Genomic DNA, 20,011 nt, shown 5'->3' on the forward strand with positions numbered 1-20,011 from the left:
GAACTTTTCTTTTAATATTGAAAAGTTCTGCGATTTTGCTCATGAAAACGGCGTTTCTCATTCTCGGCGCACAACGCAGCGGAACATCGGTTACAAGTCACGTTTTATCGGAATTTGGGATCGATTTCGGCTCAGATCAACACTTCATCCAAGGCGGACACAATCCGGTTTTCTTTGAACTCAAATGGATCAATGAAGCGAATAACCAATTGGTTCAAGCTTTGGGACATTGCTACACCGATTTCTTTTTCCCGACTGAACAAGACTGGGAGAGCGATCGCTTTCTCGAACACGAGCAAAATCTAAAAACTCAAATTCTTCAAGAGTGGGGCGAATCTACCTCGATCGGTCTAAAAGATCCGCGCTTTTCCCTCACGTTTCCGGTGTGGCAGCGAGTCCTGACCGAACTCGGTTACAGCTTGAATGTGATTTTGACATTTCGATCGCCGTCTAGCTTTCTCAAATCGAATCAATCGCTGTTTCTCAATTGGGAAGGTTGGGATGTCGATCGACATTTGCGATTCTGGCTGCAATTCAACTTAGCAGCAACGTATTTCACTCGCGATTTACCTGTCTATTTCTTGAGCTATGAGGATCTCATGACCAATCCTCATAGAGAAACCGAGAAACTCGCAGAATATTTTCAACTCGATCGCGCTTTGATCGATCGTGCTGCGGCTGTGATTGATCCCGCTCACTATCATCATCAAGCTGCCACTGAAACAGGTGTCACTTTGATCGATGAATACTATCAACGACTACGATCGCACACCGTTTCTGCGATCGACTATGAGAACTATGTGAGGAATTCCGTCTAATGATGCTGCAACCGATCGAATCGTTAGAGTTACTCGAACCCCGTATCGCTCAAAAAGGTTTAACCGTCTGGTTCACAGGATTAAGTGGAGCAGGTAAAACAACAATCTCCCAAGCGGTTTACAAAAAGCTCATCGATCAAGGCTTGAAAGTTGAGCATCTAGACGGGGACTTAGTGCGGCAAACCTTGACGAAAGGCTTAGGATTTAGTCAAAGCGATCGCATCGAAAACATTCGCCGGATCGGATTTGTCGCACATTTGCTCACCCGAAATGATGTGATTGTTCTCGTTTCTGCGATTTCACCGTATCGCGCCGCTCGCGAGGAAGTTCGCCAGCAAATCGGCTCATTCGTCGAAATCTTTGTCGATGCGCCTTTATCAGTTTGTGAACAGCGAGACGTAAAAGGACTGTACCAAAAAGCGCGAAACGGGGAAATTCAACGCTTTACCGGAATCGATGATCCGTATGAAGCGCCATTCGATCCGGAAGTCATTTGCTCGACCGCTACTGAATCGATCGAGCAAAGTATCGCTAAAGTGATGAACGCGATCGCTATTTTCCCCGCACGATAAGACGATAATCCCGATTCACATTCGGGGTTACAGTCCCTACCCAGATCTGGTAAGTTCCGGCTTCCCAGCCATCTTGCTGCACTCGCACATCGCCTCCTGATTCACCCGAATCCGCACAGCGCACACCCCCCGGACCCGAAATCAACAGCGTCGTATCTCCGCCACCGCTATCCACTCGCAGCGACACCGAAGAAAACGGACGCTTCAGCACCAATGTATGATCCGGAGACGGATCACCAAAGCCGAGACATCTTTGATTTTGTCGATCGTTATTACTCACCACCGCAGGTAGCGATGTTCTACCCCCGGTCGATCCCATCATCATGCCCGAACTCGTCTGATTATCGAGCGTTAAGCTTCTAAGATTATCAGACTGTGCGATCGCTGGAATCGCCACCAACATCGATAATCCGATTCCCCAAATTGCTATCTGTTTTGAATATCCCATGATTTAGAAGCTCCCCATAAATCAAAGTCGAATGTAATGAGAATCTTTGTGTCTTATTGAATTTAGGGCGTGTTTTAAGGTCTGTTCACTGCGTTGTTCACCCGCTCCGAATTCCATTCCGGGGCGGGCGCGAACGAAGCGAAAATTTCTAAAACACATCCAGACTCGTATTGTACGATCGAAGACATATCTGCACTTCCTATGAGTGTTCGCTTCATATAACTGACTCTCAGGATTTTTAGAATAAACGAGGGCGAAATGTTAATCGGGATCTTGACTGTGCTACTATTTCTGGGATTACTCACCGTGCGACTTGTTCTACTTCCTTCAGAAGTGCTCACCTACCTACAAGTTCCCACTTGGGCGTTTTGGCTCTTCGTGTTAGGAATGGTGACTTGGTTAATTCGAGACGAAACCTGAGCGCTTAACCCCCAGCGGTGCAACGATTAATACAATCGAGCAGCGTCCGACCTGCTATGAAAAGAGGAATGCCTGTTGCCCCCAGTAGAACTCTATGATGGCATCACCTGAACAAGAAGCAGCAAGGCTGACTACCCTTTACGGGTACGGCATTCTTGACACCCCACCCGAAGCAGCGTTTGATAGTTTGGCTCAGTTAGCTGCTCAGATTTGCGGGGTACCGATCGCGCTTTTGAGTTTTATGGATGTCGATCGTCAAGTTTTCAAAGCAAGATTTGGGATCGATGTCACTGAAATGCCGCGCCGCAAATCAATGTGCAATCACACCCTGACACAATCGGATGTGGTCGTTGTGGTGGATGCGTCTGGAGATGAACGCTTTATCACTCATCCGTTAGGGTCAGATTTGCCACCGATTCGATTTTATGCAGGCATGGCGTTGATTGATTCGGATGGGTATGCGCTGGGAACGCTCTGCGTGATGGACTATCTGCCGCAGAGTTTAGAATCATCTCAAAAAGAAGCATTACGATCGCTCTGTCAGCAGGCGATGACTCTCCTCGAACAACGTCGCCAAATTCGGGAGCTAGAACAATCCGCTAATCAACTGCGATCGACTGGAATGCAGCTTCAACTCCAGCTTCAACACGTCGTCACACGGGTTTTGGCGGAATCTGCCACGCTCGATGAAGCCACTCCTCGACTGCTTCAAACCATTTGTGAACACGCAAATTGGGATTTTGGTGAATTATGGCTTGCCGATCGCACCGCAGATCACATTCGCTGTATCGCTCATTGGAGCCGAATGGTCGGACAATTCACCGAGTTTGAAAGCTCGTCTCAGTCGTGGGTGTTTGCGCCAGGGTATGGTTTACCGGGACGAGTTTGGAGCAGTGGAGAACCGCTCTGGATGAGTGATGTCGTTTATGACAAATTATTTTTACGATCGCATATTGCCGCCAAAGTTGGACTTCATGCGGCGATGGGATGCCCGATTCTGAGTCGAGATGGATCAGTCGGTGTGATTGCGCTGTTTAGTCATCGAGTGCAGCCCCCGGACGAAGAAATGATGACAACGATGATGGTGGCGATCGCGTCGCAAGTCGGGCAATTTATCGAGCGCAAACAAGCAGAAGAAGAATCGCAAAGACAGAATGCTCGTGCTCAATTGTTGGCGGCGATTACGCTGCGAATTCGTCGATCGCTGCACATTAACGAAGTTCTTGAAACGACGGTGGCAGAAGTACGACAGTTTTTGCAAGCCGATCGCGTCATCATGTACCGCTTTGACGAAGCTTGGGATGGAGTCGTTGAAGTCGAATCGGTGAAAGAAGGCTGGATCTCAGCTTTGGGTGAACACATTGAAGATACCTGTTTCAAAGAAGGCTCTTGGCGACGCTATCAGCAAGGTGCAACCACGGCGATCGATGATGTTGAAATCACACCGCTGACTCCTTGCCATCAAAGATTGTTACGACAATTTCAGGTCAAGGCGAATCTCGTAGTGCCGATTTTGCAGAATCAAGATAACGAGGCAGAACCGAGCCTGTGGGGATTGTTGATCGCGCATCAGTGTGAAAGTCCGCGCCAGTGGCAAAGGTTTGAGGTCGAGTTTCTGACTCAGTTGGCGGATCAAGTCGCGATCGCATTAATGCAAGCTCGGTTACTCGATCAAGAACGCCAACAGAGATCGACGTTAGCCGAACAGAATTTAGCGTTAGAACAAGCTAGAGCCGAGGCAGAAAGGGCTTCCCAGATGAAGAGTACGTTTCTCGCCACGATGAGCCATGAGATTCGGACTCCGATGAACGCGGTCTTAGGCATGACTGGCTTGTTGCTGGATACTGAATTGAATGCGACGCAGCGCGATTTTGTCGAAACCGTTCGCACCAGCGGCGATAATTTGCTGACTTTGATCAATCAAATTCTCGATTTTTCAAAGTTAGAAGCGCGAGAAATGGAGTTAGAAACACTCGATTTTAATCTTGCTGCCTGCATTGAAGAAGTTGCAGATTTGTTTGCGCCTGCCGCCTTTGCGAAAGGGTTAGAGATGGGTACTTTGATTCATCACGGATTACCGATCGACTTGCGGGGCGATGTGAGTCGATTAAGGCAAATCCTGACGAATCTCGTGGGCAATGCGATTAAATTCACCAAGCAAGGCGAAGTGATCATCGAGGCTGTTTTGGAATCAGAAACGCCCACTTCAGCGACGATCGCATTTTCCGTCACAGATACCGGAATCGGCATTCCTGAAAATGCTCAAACCCGATTGTTTCATCCATTCGCTCAAGTCGATGCGTCGATGACTCGGCGATATGGGGGAACCGGATTAGGATTAGCAATTTCGCGTCAGTTAGTGGAATTAATGGGCGGAGAAATTGGAGTCGAAAGCCGTCCGAAAGCTGGATCAAAATTCTGGTTCACGCTCACTTTTGAAAAGCAAATTGACTGCGGTTTAACTCGATCGAAACCTGCAACCGACCTCGATTTAAGTCGTTTAAGATTACTGGTTGTCGATGACAATGAAACGAATCGAACGATAGTACGCTATCAAGTTTCCGCTTGGGGAATTGAAGTCGATGAAGCGGAAAATGCTGCGATCGCACTGGAGAAATTACGCGATCATGCTCGTTCAGAAAGACCGTACGATCTGGCAATTCTCGATATGCAAATGCCCGAAATTGATGGTGAAATGCTCGGCTCTCGAATCAAATCTGATCCGAATTTAGCCTCGACAAAATTAATTATGATGACTTCGGTTCACCGTTGGGGCGGCGCGAAACGGATGGCAGAACTCGGATTTTCTGCCTATCTGATCAAGCCTGTGAAACAGTCGCGATTGCTTGATTGCATCATGAGTCTGATGTCACCGACTGAACCTGTGAAAACGAATATTTCTCCGGTTCAAACAATCCCGAATCCTACAAATTCAAAGCTCAAAATTTTGCTAGTTGAGGATAATATTGTGAATCAGAAAGTTACTCTAAACCAATTAAAACATTTAGGCTACACTGCGGATGTCGCGGCGAACGGGAAAGAAGCGATCGAGATGCTTGATCAAATTCCCTATAATCTCGTCTTAATGGATTGCCAAATGCCGATTCTAGACGGATATGCCGCCACCAGAGCGATTCGAGCGCAACAGTCTCAACGCGAGAGCGTGATTATTGCACTAACAGCCAATGCAATGTTAGAAGATCGAGAGCGATGTTTGGCATCGGGAATGGATGATTATCTGAGTAAGCCGATTTCAAAAGAAAGACTGAGCGAAAAGCTAACCTATTGGGGTGAATTGTTAGAGCAACAAGCGGTGAAACAGCAGATGAATTTAGCGATCGATTGGGAACATCTTCATCAAATCTCCGATGGTAATGAAACATTTGAGCGTGAGCTACTCCAGATTTTCTGGGAAGACACTCAAGACCATCTCAATGCTGCCAAGACCGCTTTAGAATCAGAAAATGCAATCTCAGTTTCGCGATCGGCGCATCATGTAAAAGGCTCCAGCGCGAATGTGGGATTGTATGAAATGCAAGCGATCGCATCAACGCTAGAACAACAAGCACTCAACAATGATTTATCACAAGCAGCAACACTGATTTCGCAGCTTGTGGAAATGCTAGACGGATTGAAACAGTTCCTGAATGTCTGAAGTCAACGCTTAGAAAATGTTTGAAAAGTATGGAAAGTCTCTTCGCTTCGTTGCTGTCCCGCCCCGGAATGGAATTCGGGGCTAGTCAAACGAAGTCCACTGAAGGGGACTAAAAGCCAAGTTGAAGTCTTCAGTCCGTTTTCAACGGACTTCGCACTGTTAGCTCCGAATTCCATTCCGGGGCGGTTGAATGCGTCTCAACGATTACTCTTCAAACACCTTCTAAAGTCAACGCTTAACCGTGTGTTTTCTGTTTGATAGCCATTTCTTAATGTTGTTATGAAATGCTACTGACATGAGTAAACCGTTTTACCAAAGCTGGTTTGGGCGTTTAGCAATTGCATTGCTAAGCTTCTTTTTCGCCTTCAAACTTTCTGCTGCACCAAGTCAAACAACGCTGATCGGATTTGCTTCACTGGCTGCGGATAGTTATGCTCCCGGCAGTGATGCAGGCGCGAAAATTTCCGCAAACGGTCGAACCGGACCTTTCAAAGGGCAACCCGTCCAAGGATTTAGCGCGGTGCAATTTGCCGATCGCTCTTCTTTCTGGTTCTTAACCGATAACGGCTTCGGCTCGAAAGACAACAGCGCCGATTTCTTTCCTAGGCTATATCGTGCCGCTCCGAACTTTCGTGGTCAAGGTGGAGACGGAACGGTGACAATTATCAGCCTGGTTCAATTTGCTGATCCCGATCGTAAAGTTCCTTTCAAATTAACGAGAAGCGATCGCTCGCTAACAGGTGCCGATTTTGATCCAGAATCGTTTGTGATTGCCAAAGATCGATCGTTCTGGATCGGTGACGAATTTGGACCGTATCTCTTACATTTCGATCGCGATGGAAAATTACTGCAATCCCCGATCGAGACTCCAAATCAAGGCAGTTTTGTGCGATCGCCTCAAAATCCTAGTGGTGCGGCGAATTTAGCGAGTTCAAAAGGGTTTGAATCGATGGCGATGAATCCCGATCGCACAATTCTCTATCCCATGCTCGAAGGAACCGTCAAAGGTGACCCAGAAGGATTTCTCAGAATTTATAAAGCAGATGCGACTACTGGCAAATTTCAAGGCATGGTTGGATATTACAAATTAGAAGACCCAAACAATGCTACAGGCGATATAGCTGTGATTAACGAGAATGAATATTTAGTGATTGAACGAGATAATAAGCAAGGTGATGAAGCACAATTCAAAAAAATATACAAAATTAACCTAACAAAGCAAGCTCAAGATAGAACGATCGAGAAACAAGAAATTGTAGACCTCCTGAACATTCAAGATCCAAATGATTTGAACAAAGATGAAAACACTCGATTTCGATTTCCGTTTCAGACGATCGAAGATGTTCTCGTGATCGATGCGAATACGATTTTGGTTGCAAATGATAATAACTATCCATTCTCGATCGCACGACCCCCAGGCATCGACAATACAGAAATTTTATTGCTAAAAATTTCTCAATCCCTTAATCTAGATTCCCGAATCGGTTTACCCAATCGTTAGCTTATGTGTCATCTCAATCTGTTCAAACTCATTCCTCTGCTCGTTCTCTTTTCTCTAATCGGTTGCGGTAAAACACTTGATACCGCCAGCATTGAATCAACCATCAAAGATGGTATTGCTAAACAAGGCGGAACTTCGCTCAAATCTATCATCTGTCCAAACAACATCACACCCGAAGCAGGCAGAAATTTTGAATGCGTGGGTGTGCTCGATTCCGGTGCAGGTTTCCCGATCTCAGTCAAACAACAGGACAATCAAGGAAATATTTTCTGGGAAGCTGCCAGCGTCAAAGGGTTGATTAATATGGCACAGCTTCAAACCGAATTTGAGCAGGGATTAAAGAAAGAGATTGGGCAAGCCTCGATCGATTGTGGCAAAGCAACCGTTTATCGATCGGTCAAACCCGGTGAAACGTTCGAGTGCCAACTAATCAAGCGCGATGCCAAATCTACCGACAAATCCGCTCCTGAATCGGCAGAAAAACCCGCCGATTCATCCAAACCTGCCACCAAACCCAGCGATACAATCCAAGTCACGATTCAACCTTCCGGTGATATCAACTGGCAACGCATCATCCAAGTGGCAGACACAAAACTCCCAACGCCAACGACGACAGCCGCAGAAACACCAAAACCAACAGAATCAGAAACAGCAAAACCAGAAGCGACAGATCCGAGTAAATCTCCCGCTCCACCTGCCGCAAAATCACCTGAAGATTTTCTCAACCAACCCGGAGCCGCGAACGATTTTGAATAATCTCACCCCTGACTCGAATTAAAAATCTGTTTCACGACATTCAATCGTGAACAGTCCCAATAATCCACATGCGAAGCAATTAATCCCGCTGAATTCACTTTCAACTCAGTCCGCCCTGAAATCGCCATTCTCGGCTTCCAGGGTAACGGAGCGTTCCAACTTAGCGTCCACCGCATCTGAATATCATCGCCAATTTGCTCGATCGTATGTAAATCCATTCGCACATTGAGAAACGCTGTATCAATAAACTTGATCATGGCGCGATAGCGATCGACTCCCCGAAACCGATTCATCGGATCTTGGAAAAACACATCAGACGCATACAGGTCATAGCTCTGATCCTTCGGAAATCGCGCATAATCCTCGCGCAGTGCCTCAATTAAATTCACGATTCCACCTCGTCCCACAGTCGTCTTAATTGTCGCTGCCAAGCCTCCATCGTGTCAGAGCGCGACTGTGATCCCATCGCCAAATCGCCCATAATTCCCTCTTGATAAAAGCGATCGAGCGTTTGCATTGTGGCTTCGAGCGATTGCCCCTGGCGTTTTGCTGCCTGAACAATCTGTCGAATTCGCTTTTCAACAAACACATTAAAGGCTTCATCTAATCCTTGCTGCTGGAGGGAAATCAAGCGCTGAATCGCAGATTGCAAATCGTCGATCGCGAGTCCCACCATCGAATGCTGAAACACTCCCCAAAGTACCCCTTGATGCAGGGCATAACGAGCTTCCTGCGTCAAATCAAAGTTCGACTCTAAAAGCTGTTCCCAATACGGTTCAGCATCTTGAGCAGGTGCGATCGGCAATAACACTCTTAACCAAGACTGATCATCCGACAGCAAAACCAATAATCGAAACTGCGGTGTTTCTATCTGAAACGAACCCGCCCCTAACGTTTGAACTTGTTGATCAAACAATTCGCTCAACGTCGAGGTCAATTCATCTAAAGTCATAATTAATACATAGAGCACAAATCATTAGAGAGCAAACCGATTGTGACATCGATCGCTCCCTCTTAAATGTACGCCCAACGTTCCGATAAAAAAACCTGACCAATTGCTTGATCAGGATGGAAGGGAGAACTCAACCCACGAGATGAGCCACTCGGTTTGACACTCATCTCGCGACGATTAACTTAAGCTAGCCATTCTTCTACGGCTTCTTCTTTGGTATTTGTCCGACGTGCAGGCGTTTCCCGCTCGAACTTCATATGAATCTCACGATTCTGTTCACCGTCCGCTGCCACCGCCATGATCGGGAAGTCAATCAAGCCATCCTGGAACGACATCTGGAAGCGGAAGGTTCCATCCGAATTGAGCTTGATCGGACGACCGCCGATCGTCACCGTTGCATCGGGTTCAGTCGCACCATAAACAATCAGTTCCGCATCCGCAATCAACCAGAACTTACGCGGACGAATCGGAGGCGCAGAAGCCGAGAATCCAGCCCCTGACATCGTAAGACCCGAAACCGTTGGTAGCGCCCACATGCCCACACCCGACGGGAACACGTAAGAGCTAATCGTTTCGAGATGGGGCGCAGCAGCAGACTGTTGCATCGAACCATAAAGCGATCCTGCAATTCGCATCGCCTCAGTGGTTTGTGCCATGCCAAAGATTTCATCGTAAATCGCGTTTCCACCTTGGAAGCCCGCACCGACAGCCATTTCAGCTTTGCGGCTTGGGGGAACCAGTTCAGCAAAGGTCTTACCTTGCAGGTCTTCATCCCAAGACAGAGTGATGAAATGATCCTCAATCCAGTCAGACGGATAAACCGGAGGAACGCGCACCGGAGCCGATCGCGCTAACACTAGCCAGCGACCATCAACTGCCCGATACCCGACTTCGATCGCATAATCGCGATCGCTAACTGGAACAGGCAAATACCATTCCCGCGCCATTTCATCGCAAGGATATTCTTGGACGCTGTGTGGAGCCTGTGACCCGAAATTAATATCCGTCACGTCATACACACGCAGCGCTAACTGCTGTCCGCCTTGAGCACGTAACTCTTGTTTGTGACCGTTCGGGATATCCCAATACGTATATGCCCATTGAGGGTCACGCGGCATTAGGACAATGCGGCTTTCTCCGTAGCCTTCCGGGAGATCGATTAGATCTGCATCCACAGTCGCTAACACGTTTGTGCTGACAACGGGTTCTAATTGAGGGTCATCTTGTCCAACGTCGAATTTGGTTGCTTCCACGGCTTCTTGTGCCTCTAAGGTACGGGTCGGGGTCGGGGTTGAAGAAAATCGAGTCCGTTCAATCTCCTGAATCGATGCGAGCAGTTGATCTTTCCGCATCCGGCTGTAACGGGATACGCCATATTCGCTGGCAACTCGACGTAGTTGTCGCAGCGTCATTTCAGTGAGAGGGGGACGTTCTGTAGCCATATCACTTCTCCGTGATTTGTGTGTCCGTTCTCAAGCGGTCGGCATCTTTTTTTGATCGCAGTTTCGCGGTCAGGGGATCGCCGAGTTCAGGAATTCCTGAATTTGGGGATCGCAAGATGCTTCATATCGTGCAGGAAACTTTCATTTCGAGCAAGGGGGCAAAAGGCTTTATTGATCATAGTTTTACGAGTTTTCAGGCAATTCAGGGATCATAATGTCATCGTTTCATAACACTTTTAGCTATTTGGGATCGCTGTTCGGGATCAAGCTGGAACTATTTGTCAAATTTTTCTGACATTAGGAGAAGCCATGGGTTTCCTGTACACTGCTGTAATTTGACTTTCACAAACTGCGTATGACTTTGGGCGATCGCGAAATCCCTGAATTTGAAGAATCGACGGGCAAAAGAAGCCGAGTGATTAGTAAAGTACTCGCGCCAGCCGTCCGTTTGTGGTTGCGATCCCAGGTCGAGCAGGTGGAAGAATTACAGATTGAAATTACGGCAGGCGATCGACAAATTTTGTCTGGCTACATTCAACAAATCGCGCTCTCGGCTAAGAACGCAATCTATCAAGGATTAGCGCTGAATCAAATTCAACTGACCGGGCAAAATATTCGAGTGAATGCAGGTCAAATTGTCCGGGGTAAACCGTTACGTTTACTTGAACCGATTCGGATTGAGGGATCAGTTTTGTTAGAGGAAGCTGACTTAAATACCTCGCTCAAAGCGCCTTTACTCAAAGCAGGTGTGACGGAATTTCTTCAGACGCTTCTACGGTCTGGGACAGCGGGAATTGGCGGGGATCGTGATCTCAATTTGCAAAATCTCACGATTCAATTGCGATCGCAGCAAGTCGTTTTAGGGGCGACTCTAGTTTCAGATAGCGGGAATGAAACACCGATCGCGATTCGGACTGGATTTGATCTCGCGGCTCCGAACTTACTCAAATTAGTCAATCCTCAATGGTTGCCTCACGCCACAGCAAAACGAGGATTACCGCTTTCTGATCTCGATGGCTACACTTTTAATTTGGGAGATGAGACAGAAATTCACGCATTAGCGATCGATCCCGAAAAGGTAACGTGTCAGGGAAAGCTTATTGTCCTTCCTGCGTGAAGGTTAGAGGACGTTTGAAAAGTATTTAAGGACCCTTCGCTACGGTTCGATCCCGCCCTGAGCTAAACCTCTGGACTAATGGGCGCAACCCTGCTAAAGCAGGCTAAATTGCAATTTCTGCGGCGCTTAGTCCCGTTGAGGGGGCTTTCCTCTGTTAGCCCGGAGGTTCAGCTTCGGGCGGGTGAATGCAATGAACAGCTACTTTTAAAACACCCTCTTACGTCACAACTTTTCGATGCAGGGTCGCAATTCAACTGGAATGAGGCAGTAATGGCAGAACTAAAGTCACAAAGTAGTACACCAGTGGCGCGGTAAACACATAGCTATCAGCACGATCGAGAATGCCGCCGTGTCCTGGAATTAACTGACCCGAATCTTTCACACCTGCGTCTCGCTTCATCATCGATTCGGTCAAGTCTCCAAGCAGACTGGCAATTCCAACCAACAGACCGAGCGAAACTCCGGTGATGGGCCATCCCGACCAGCCCAGATACCAAGAGCCAATCACCGCCACTGTGACACTAGCGGACACTCCAAACACTGCACCTTCGACAGTCTTTTTGGGGCTGATGTCAGAAAGGCGAGTTCGACCAATCCAACGTCCAACTGTGTAAGCTCCGATATCGGCTGCCCACATACACACGAATGCGAGTAGAGTGTGAGTCAAGCCTTGAGGAAGAGCTTCTAAGCCTTGCCATGAAGTGATCCAGAAGCCATCGAGAGGGAGATTGCTTAAGTCGGCTTGTTCGAGCGATCGCAGTCTGATCCAGAAACTCGGCAAATATCCTACGTAGAACAATCCCATGATTGAGGCGGAAATATCTGCGATCGTGGCGAATTTTGGCTGAAACAGTAGATAGAAGCAAATCAGCGTTCCAGCGACCGGGAAAATAGCATCTGCGAGATTTGGATTGAGATTTGAGATGAAGAGCAGAATTTGAGTCACGACGAGCGTCGTTTTAACAGCGGGGGCGATTCCTTTAGCGCGAACTAGCTCGAAATACTCTAGCTGTCCGAGATAAATAATCACTGCGAAAAAAGCAGTAAAGTACCAGCCACCCAGTAAGAACATTACAAGAGCGACAACGATCGCGACAAAGCCACTGAGAATCCGAGACCAAGGCATAGAGTTTTCAGCGTTCATAACAAGAAACTTGGTCTAACTGTCTTTTTCTCAACCCGCGACGGACTCAGTATTGCTCAAAGTTAGATTCAGGTTAAGAAGGTTAAGCGTCATTTGGATCACTTTATCAGAGTGGTGCCTGAATTTTCACTCCAGCTTTTCACCACTCAGTACAAAGATCGGATCGACCGAGACAAAGGATTGACTGGTACCACGGGTTTCGAGCCGATTAATCGCTGACTGTACAACCTCAATATTTCGGGCATGAAGCTCAGCAAAACTTTCAGAAATTTTGTACAGATTCTCTAAGTTTGCCGCAGTGACAACGATTCGACCTTGAGGTTTGAGATGTTGCCAAACTTCCGCGAGAATTTCTTTAATCGATCGACCTCCTTCGATACAAACGCGATCGGGCATTTGTTTAAGCGTTTTCAAACACTCCGGAGCGCTTCCTTCAATGATTTCAACGTTTTTGACTCCGAAGCGATCGCAGTTTCGCTGAATCAGGGCGGCAACTTCTTCGTCTCGTTCGATCGCCACAATTTTCCCTTGAGGACAAAGCAATCCGGCTTCTACGGGAATCGTTCCGGTTCCGGCTCCAATGTCCCACAGCACCGAGTTCGCTGTTAGCCGAAGTTGACAAAGCAACAACAGCCGAATTTCACGCTGGCTCATCGGAATTCCAGGGAGATTCTCGAATAATTCATCGGGAATTCCAGGGGTGACATACGACCAGAGAGGAGAAGGCATAGCAATTTCAGCGGGACAGGGGCTTACCTCTATTGTGGTTCAGGATACGATTTTTAATCGATTTAACGTTGGATCGCTACATCCGCTGATAAATCCGCCTGCTTGAAGCACTGTTTGAAGTTGTGCGATCGCATTTTTCGTAATTCTTTCACCGGGTAGCAAAACCGGAATTCCCGGCGGATACGGACAAATTAACTCAGCGCTAATTTGATCGATCGCTTGCTCTAAAGGAACTAAATGAGAGGCAGCAAAGAAGGCTTCACGCGGAGAAAGTGACGGAACTGAGAAAGATTGCTCGATTTTTCCTGAAAGTGGCGTGATTGGCTCACTGACGGGAAGACGATCGCACGCTTCGATTAATCGATCAATGTCCGCTTCGGTATTTCCCAAACTCACGATGAACGTCAGATGTTGAAGTGATGGAAATTCTGCCGTTACCCCGAACGTTTGCAGCAATTCATCAGCGGCAAAGCCATCTAAACCGAGATGAGAAACGGTGATCGTGACACGAGTGCGATCGACGGCGAAACAGTTTGAAAATTCTAAAACTGATTGAATTTGAGATCGAGCACGATCGGCAAGTTCTAAAGTTCGAGTCATCAATGCTTTGCCCTCGATTGCCATTTGTGCGCGGGCAGCATCGAGAGACGCGAGCAGGAGATAATTCGGGCTAGTCGATTGCACGAGTTGAAGAGCACGAGAAATGCGATCGCGCTCAATTCGTGACCCCTGAACGTGCAGCATTGATGCCTGAGTGAGCGCGGATAATGTTTTATGAGTCGATTGAACGGTCAGATCTGCGCCTGCGGACAGTGCGGAAATCGGAAAATCGGGATGAAAGGCGAAATGTGCGCCGTGAGCTTCATCGACTAGGAGCGGGATTCCAAAGCTGTGAGTAAGATTGGCGATCGCGCTCAAATCGCCACAAACGCCAAAGTACGTCGGATGAATTACCAAAACCGCTTTGGCATCAGGATGCTGTTTTAGAGCAGTTTCAACTGTTTTAGGTGTGACAGAGTGAGCAATATCGAGCACCGGATCATATTCAGGCGGCAAAAAAATCGGAACTGCGCCCGACAAGATTAATCCAGAAATCGCGGATTGGTGAACGTTTCGAGGCAGCAGAATTTTATCGCCTGGATTACAAGTGGCGAGAATTGTCGCAATGATTCCACACGTCGAGCCATTCGCTAGAAACCAAGTTTGCTCGGCTCCGAAAGTTTCTGCCGCTAATTTTTGCGCTTCGTCGATCGCGCCTTGGGGTGCAAATAAATTATCGAGTTCGGGCAATTCTGGTAAATCGGCTCGTAAAGCTCGATCGCCAATTAATTCCTGAAATGCCGCAAAACTTCCCTGACCGCGTTTGTGTCCAGGTGTGTGAAATGCGGCATTCTGGCTTTGAGCGCAGTTTGCCAGCATTTCGAGGAGTGGGACTCGCATTAACCTTTCCTTGTGACAGATGTATTGTGATTCACTATTTTCTAAGTTGAGGGAGCCAAATTATCGTTAGGATGTTCTATGGTTTATTCGCCACCGAATCCGCTCCCGTCCCCGTTGCCGAATCCGACTCCAGAACCGAGTCCGATCCCAACTCCTGCTCCTGATTTGCCCCAAGAACCCATTCCTCCCGTTCCTGAGGCAAATCAGGAGCCAATCGAACCTGTTCCTTCTCCATCCTAATTATTTCAAACATCATGCTAAGAGCCGGGATTGTTGGCTTACCCAACGTTGGAAAATCAACTTTATTTAATGCGGTCGTCGCGAATGCGAAAGCCCAAGCCGCCAACTATCCCTTTTGTACGATCGAACCGAATGTCGGAACGGTTGCAGTCCCAGACGATCGCTTAAACGCCCTGACCACAATTTCAAAATCCGCTGAAACGATTCCAGCGCGAGTTGAATTCGTAGACATCGCGGGCTTAGTGAAGGGAGCTTCAAAAGGGGAAGGCTTGGGCAACCAATTCTTGGCAAATATTCGCGAAGTCGATGCGATCGTGCACGTTGTTCGCTGTTTTGAGAATGACGATATTATTCACGTTGCGGGATCGGTTGATCCGGTGCGGGACATTGAAATTATCAATCTAGAACTGGGACTGGCGGATCTCGATCAAATCGATCGACGATTAGATCGGACTCGGAAACAAGCTCGATCGAACAAAGAAGCTCAGCAAGAAGTGGAAGTGTTAGAGCGTCTAAGTGCTGCACTCAATGAAGGCAAATCTGCGCGTCAAGTGCCTTTGAATGAGGAGGAGGAAGCTTTGGTCAAGCCGCTCGGATTACTGTCGCGTAAGCCTGTGATTTATGGTTGCAACGTCTCCGAGGAAGATCTAGCAACGGGCAATGAATGGGTTGAGCAAGTTCGAGCCGTCGCAGCACAGGAAAATGCTCAAGTGGTCGTGATTTCCGCGCAAGTAGAATCCGAATTAGTAGAATTACCGGAAGAAGATCGGGCTGATTTTCTCGCATCTTTGGGGGTCGAAGAAGGCGGACTAAAATCGCTCATTCGCGCTACTTACGAGCTTCTCGGACTGCAAACTTATTTCACTACGGGACCAAAAGAAACTCGCGCTTGGACGATCAAAATCGGCAGTCTTGCACCTCAAGCCGCTGGAGTGATTCACAGTGATTTTGAGCGAGGATTTATTCGGGCAGAAACCGTTGCGTACAAAGATTTAGTGGCACACGGATCAATGAATGCTGCGAAGGAAAAAGGACTCGTCCGGAGTGAGGGAAAAGACTACCTGGTGCAGGATGGCGATGTGATGCTGTTCCGATTTAATGTGTAGTTTCCGTAAATCCACAGGAACTACTGTATAATTACGGACATAGGAATTTGCGGGAACTTTAACGCCCATCCCCAAAGAACTGCCTTGGTGTGACCCTCGATCGATATCGATCGAGGGTTTTTAATGGCTAAAAACGCTAGAATCAAGTTAACGAATGTAAAGCAATTCTCAGACAGGACTCGATCACCATGCGCGTAATTCTAATGACGGGAAAAGGCGGTGTCGGTAAAACCTCGGTCGCGGCTGCAACCGGACTCCGCTGTGCCGAATTAGGATATCGGACACTGGTGTTAAGTACTGATCCGGCTCACTCACTTGCTGATAGTTTTGACCTCGAACTTGGACACGAGCCGAAACAAGTTCGCCCGAATCTTTGGGGGGCTGAACTCGATGCGCTGATGGAACTTGAAGGCAACTGGGGAGCGGTAAAGCGCTACATTACCCAAGTCTTGCAGGCGCGAGGACTCGAAGGCGTTCAAGCAGAAGAATTGGCGATTTTGCCGGGAATGGATGAGATCTTCGGATTGGTGCGGATGAAGCGGCACTATGACGAAGGCGAATTTGATGTATTGATTATCGATTCGGCTCCGACGGGAACGGCGCTACGATTGCTGAGTTTGCCAGAAGTCGGCGGTTGGTACATGCGGAAATTTTACAAGCCGTTTCAGGGAATTTCTGTTGCGCTGCGTCCGTTGGTTGAACCGATTTTTCGCCCGATCGCTGGTTTTTCGCTTCCAGACAAAGAAGTGATGGATGCGCCTTACGAATTTTACGAACAAATCGAAGCGCTCGAAAAAGTTCTCACCGATCCAACTCAAACGACGGTGCGGCTCGTGATGAATCCTGAAAAGATGGTGATCAAAGAATCCCTCCGCGCCCATGCGTATTTGAGTTTGTACAATGTGGCGACTGATTTAGTGGTCGCAAATCGGATCATTCCAGACTCGGTTTCTGATCCATTTTTCCAACAGTGGAAAGAGAATCAGCGGCAATATCGCGAAGAAATTCAGAATAACTTTTCGCCGTTGCCGATCAAGGAAGTGCCTTTGTATTCGCAGGAAATGTGTGGATTGGAAGCGCTCGATCGCTTAAAAGAAACGCTCTATTCAAACGACGAAGATCCGTCACAGGTTTACTACAAGGAAACGACTTTGCGCGTGGTTCAAGAACAGAATCAGTACAGCTTAGAGCTATATTTGCCGGGAATTGAAAAATCTCAAATTGAACTAAGCAAAACGGGCGATGAGTTAAATGTCCGAATTGGCAATCATCGCCGTAATTTGGTTTTGCCTCAAGCACTGGCAGCATTACAGCCGAGTGGCGCGAAGATGGAAGAGGATTATCTGAAGATTAAATTCAGCGATCCGGCGAGAGTGTAGCAGGTGTTGAAAGACTCATGAATCAGTACAGTATGGTGGTTCAATGGTCAGAAGAGGATCGACTTTTCTTAGTGACTATTCCAGAGTTTGTCGATCGCGTAATGATGCCTTGCACCTACGGAAAGACGCGCTCCGAGGCAATCGATCGAGGTGAAGAAGTGATTGAAATGTACTTGGAAGCTTGGCAAGCGGAAGGACAACCCATTCCTGAACCGAGTGTGCTTCAGCTTGCTTAAAGTTTCCAAATGCGTTGATTGAGGTTGAGATCTTCAACGATCGACATCATCAATTGCAGCGTTTCAAAATACTCCCGCATTGGGTTAAAACTCAGCATCGTCTTGAACAATCGCGGCTCAAACAAATCCTCTTCAGACGGGACAGCGATATAAAGTTGACTATCTACTAAAGCAATGAATAGATCGCGATTTGCCTTTTTGCGAAAGTCAACAATTCGCTGCATCATAGAAGTAGAAAGAACGTATCTTGCACCGATTTGGTCATTACTATAAACCGAGAAGAACTTGCTAAATTCAGGATCTTCCAGCTTTACACGTTGCCCCCGATGCTGATTCAAAAAATTTACTTTTGAAGTCAGATTGTTTGGAACAATGACGGTCTTTCCTCGGAAAGTTTTATTGAAATCGGAAGTGAAGAAAATTCCCTTAAAAATGGGTTGTCGAGAAACAGCATTGAACACAATTTCGCTGCGGAAATGCTCGAAATCAATGCGCTGACCTTTTGCAATTCGACCGATACAATATGGCGCACCACGCACGATCGATAAAAGCAGAAAGATCAATGTTGCAATCAACAAAAAAGAGCGATTCTGCCAGCCAAGAAACAGAAATATCAGCGTTGCGATCGACAAAACTGGTTTACTCTTCCAGCTAAATTGACAAATATATTTGAATATATTGTGAATCCAGGAGTGAATCCAAGAGTGGGTAATCTCCTTCTGCAAGACAATTTCTGAGAAGACAACTTCTGAATGACTGATCTTCCCAGCAACACAATGATTTTGCTTAAGGTATACACCCTCGTCAATTTTACTGAAAAAGCAACTTTTCTGAAGAGCAAATAAAACAAAACTATTGTTGCCTCTAGTAAATGCAAGATTCTGCTCTGGATCAAGAAACTGAACGATTTCTCTGATTATCCTTCTCTGAAAGCCCTGTCCGTAAAACTCGGTGGAAGAAGAATAAAAAGCTATCCATAGAAAAGAAATAATTCCAATTATCAATAAGGAAGTCGTTACAACTATAGCTCCATCTCGTCTCCAATTCCTGTTATGAATAACAGTGCATTCTTGAACTACATAAGTATTAGGAACTAATCTGCCATCACGGTATTTTCCTACTGATCGATGAGGAGATTCGTGCGTTAAGTCACAATACTTATAGGTTGGCAATATTACCTTATCTATCATTGCTGGTGTAGATACCAGCACTAGCACAATCATGATTACGAAGATTGCTATGGAGATTTCAATTGCTGATAAAACTTTTTTCCTTAATTTTTCGATTTCTTTCAAATCTGCTATCAATCGTTGATGACAGAAATCCTTAAATTCTTTTAGAGATCTCTGCGGTAAACCTGAGCTTTTCTCTTGAGGTTCTAAGTCTTCCGATTGCTCTACACTCGACGCAGGTTGCTCAGTCTGCGAAGGATCTTTCTCTGCCATAGTGCTATCGGTTGAATAGAGCATTTACATCCACGTTCTGCCGATCTTGTTCAGTTGCTTCAAAAAATCGACGCGGTTGATAATTTACTAATCGTGCAATCAGATTGCTAGGAAACGCCTCAATTGCATTGTTATATTCAGTCACAGCGGAATTGTAAAAGCGTCTCGCTGCCGAGATTTGCTCCTCGATTTCGTAGATTGCTGCTTGAAGGTGCATACAATGAGTATCTGATTTTAGTTCGGGATAGTTTTCAGACAGTACCAGAATGTTACCGAGCGATCGAGAAATCTGATTTTCTAAATCAATTCGCTCATTGCGCGTTGTTCCGCCTGTCATGACTTGCGATCGCAATCTCGTCACTTCGGTTAACGTTTGCTGCTCAAACTTCATGTAGGTCTGAACTGAAGCGACTAAATTCGGAATCAGATCAATTCGTTTTTTGAGAATCACATCAATGCTGGAAAACGATCGCTCAACATCGTTCTTTTTCGCAATCAGTCCGTTGTAGAGAACCCAAATCGTAATTGCAAGCGCGATCGCACCGATGACGATCGTAGCCAGCAGAAAAAGCGCAACTTGTACCATCTGTTTTGGTGAATGAAAGTTGCGT

Annotated in this window: 20 protein-coding genes; 11 read left to right on the forward strand and 9 right to left on the reverse strand. The window is 46.9% G+C overall.

The annotated features are described in order from the left end of the window. Positions 1 to 41: 41 nt before the first annotated feature. Both NIES2104_RS17430 and cysC read left to right on the forward strand, forming a co-directional pair. Entirely contained in the window at positions 42 to 818 is a 777-nt protein-coding gene (locus tag NIES2104_RS17430) for a sulfotransferase (protein WP_058999549.1), read from the forward strand. Then, a complete protein-coding gene (cysC, locus tag NIES2104_RS17435; RefSeq protein WP_225895257.1) occupies positions 818 to 1,390 on the forward strand; it encodes an adenylyl-sulfate kinase in 573 nt (190 codons plus the stop codon). The genes NIES2104_RS17430 and cysC overlap by 1 nt, the downstream gene beginning before the upstream one ends. Here the strand turns inward: cysC and NIES2104_RS17440 are convergent. Then, positions 1,371 to 1,838 (reverse strand): hypothetical protein, encoded by a 468-nt coding sequence (locus tag NIES2104_RS17440; RefSeq protein WP_058999550.1) that lies wholly within the window; start codon positions 1,836 to 1,838, stop codon positions 1,371 to 1,373. The two genes, cysC and NIES2104_RS17440, sit on opposite strands and share 20 nt — an antisense overlap. Positions 1,839 to 2,096: 258 nt before the next feature. Here NIES2104_RS17440 and NIES2104_RS31870 point away from each other — a divergent pair, with 258 nt between their 5' ends. The 4 genes from NIES2104_RS31870 to NIES2104_RS17455 all read left to right on the forward strand — a co-directional run bounded on the left by NIES2104_RS31870 (position 2,097) and on the right by NIES2104_RS17455 (position 8,170). Further along, entirely contained in the window at positions 2,097 to 2,258 is a 162-nt protein-coding gene (locus NIES2104_RS31870) for a hypothetical protein (protein WP_192843602.1), read from the forward strand. Between the two features lie 94 nt (positions 2,259 to 2,352). Further along, on the forward strand, positions 2,353 to 5,913 hold the full coding sequence (locus NIES2104_RS17445) for a GAF domain-containing protein (protein ID WP_072218093.1): 3,561 nt from the start codon (positions 2,353 to 2,355) through the stop codon (positions 5,911 to 5,913). A 295-nt stretch (positions 5,914 to 6,208) separates the two neighbouring features. Continuing rightward, positions 6,209 to 7,414 carry an esterase-like activity of phytase family protein gene (locus NIES2104_RS17450; protein WP_058999552.1) on the forward strand — a complete coding sequence of 402 codons (1,206 nt, stop codon included), beginning with the start codon at positions 6,209 to 6,211 and terminating at the stop codon, positions 7,412 to 7,414. 3 nt (positions 7,415 to 7,417) lie between these two features. Then, positions 7,418 to 8,170 carry a DUF4333 domain-containing protein gene (locus NIES2104_RS17455; protein ID WP_058999553.1) on the forward strand — a complete coding sequence of 251 codons (753 nt, stop codon included), beginning with the start codon at positions 7,418 to 7,420 and terminating at the stop codon, positions 8,168 to 8,170. 2 nt (positions 8,171 to 8,172) lie between these two features. On the opposite strand, the gene NIES2104_RS17460 is transcribed toward NIES2104_RS17455, so the two are convergent. From NIES2104_RS17460 to NIES2104_RS17470, 3 genes are all read right to left on the reverse strand, one after another. Further along, positions 8,173 to 8,601, reverse strand: coding sequence for a DUF2358 domain-containing protein (locus tag NIES2104_RS17460; protein ID WP_263970983.1), 429 nt, complete (start codon positions 8,599 to 8,601; stop codon positions 8,173 to 8,175). Beyond that, positions 8,556 to 9,122, reverse strand: coding sequence for a hypothetical protein (locus NIES2104_RS17465; protein ID WP_058999555.1), 567 nt, complete (start codon positions 9,120 to 9,122; stop codon positions 8,556 to 8,558). The genes NIES2104_RS17460 and NIES2104_RS17465 overlap by 46 nt, the downstream gene beginning before the upstream one ends. Before the next feature lie 182 nt (positions 9,123 to 9,304). Next, positions 9,305 to 10,564 (reverse strand): DUF4912 domain-containing protein, encoded by a 1,260-nt coding sequence (locus NIES2104_RS17470; protein WP_058999556.1) that lies wholly within the window; start codon positions 10,562 to 10,564, stop codon positions 9,305 to 9,307. 355 nt (positions 10,565 to 10,919) lie between these two features. Between NIES2104_RS17470 and NIES2104_RS17480 the strand changes: the two genes are divergently transcribed. Beyond that, positions 10,920 to 11,681, forward strand: a complete 762-nt coding sequence (locus tag NIES2104_RS17480) for a DUF2993 domain-containing protein (protein WP_058999558.1) — start codon at positions 10,920 to 10,922, stop codon at positions 11,679 to 11,681. Between the two features lie 250 nt (positions 11,682 to 11,931). Here the strand turns inward: NIES2104_RS17480 and NIES2104_RS17485 are convergent, their stop codons facing one another. The 3 genes from NIES2104_RS17485 to NIES2104_RS17495 form a co-directional block, all read right to left on the reverse strand. Continuing rightward, complete coding sequence (locus NIES2104_RS17485; RefSeq protein ID WP_058999559.1) at positions 11,932 to 12,807, reverse strand: phosphatidate cytidylyltransferase; 876 nt, start codon at positions 12,805 to 12,807, stop codon at positions 11,932 to 11,934. Positions 12,808 to 12,951: 144 nt separating this feature from the next. Next, complete coding sequence (gene cbiT / locus NIES2104_RS17490; protein ID WP_058999560.1) at positions 12,952 to 13,554, reverse strand: precorrin-6Y C5,15-methyltransferase subunit CbiT; 603 nt, start codon at positions 13,552 to 13,554, stop codon at positions 12,952 to 12,954. 39 nt (positions 13,555 to 13,593) lie between these two features. Next, positions 13,594 to 14,994 carry an aminotransferase class I/II-fold pyridoxal phosphate-dependent enzyme gene (locus NIES2104_RS17495; protein WP_058999561.1) on the reverse strand — a complete coding sequence of 467 codons (1,401 nt, stop codon included), beginning with the start codon at positions 14,992 to 14,994 and terminating at the stop codon, positions 13,594 to 13,596. Between the two features lie 78 nt (positions 14,995 to 15,072). Here NIES2104_RS17495 and NIES2104_RS32435 point away from each other — a divergent pair, with 78 nt between their 5' ends. The 4 genes from NIES2104_RS32435 (at position 15,073) to NIES2104_RS17515 (ending at position 17,955) form a co-directional block, all read left to right on the forward strand. After that, positions 15,073 to 15,234, forward strand: coding sequence for a hypothetical protein (locus NIES2104_RS32435; RefSeq protein WP_192843603.1), 162 nt, complete (start codon positions 15,073 to 15,075; stop codon positions 15,232 to 15,234). Between the two features lie 11 nt (positions 15,235 to 15,245). Beyond that, entirely contained in the window at positions 15,246 to 16,340 is a 1,095-nt protein-coding gene (ychF, locus tag NIES2104_RS17505) for a redox-regulated ATPase YchF (RefSeq protein ID WP_370561222.1), read from the forward strand. 188 nt (positions 16,341 to 16,528) lie between these two features. After that, the gene (locus tag NIES2104_RS17510) at positions 16,529 to 17,719 is read left to right on the forward strand and encodes a TRC40/GET3/ArsA family transport-energizing ATPase (RefSeq protein WP_058999564.1); all 1,191 of its coding nucleotides are present in this window, start codon (positions 16,529 to 16,531) and stop codon (positions 17,717 to 17,719) included. A gap of 17 nt (positions 17,720 to 17,736) precedes the next feature. After that, a complete protein-coding gene (locus tag NIES2104_RS17515; RefSeq protein ID WP_058999565.1) occupies positions 17,737 to 17,955 on the forward strand; it encodes a type II toxin-antitoxin system HicB family antitoxin in 219 nt (72 codons plus the stop codon). On the opposite strand, the gene NIES2104_RS17520 is transcribed toward NIES2104_RS17515, so the two are convergent. Further along, positions 17,952 to 19,400 carry a DUF3137 domain-containing protein gene (locus NIES2104_RS17520; protein WP_192843604.1) on the reverse strand — a complete coding sequence of 483 codons (1,449 nt, stop codon included), beginning with the start codon at positions 19,398 to 19,400 and terminating at the stop codon, positions 17,952 to 17,954. The genes NIES2104_RS17515 and NIES2104_RS17520 overlap by 4 nt on opposite strands. 4 nt (positions 19,401 to 19,404) lie before the next feature. Continuing rightward, entirely contained in the window at positions 19,405 to 19,986 is a 582-nt protein-coding gene (locus NIES2104_RS17525; RefSeq protein ID WP_082690020.1) for a LemA family protein, read from the reverse strand. Positions 19,987 to 20,011: the final 25 nt, after the last annotated feature.

Source organism: Leptolyngbya sp. NIES-2104 (assembly GCF_001485215.1).
GTDB lineage: Bacteria > Cyanobacteriota > Cyanobacteriia > Leptolyngbyales > Leptolyngbyaceae > Leptolyngbya.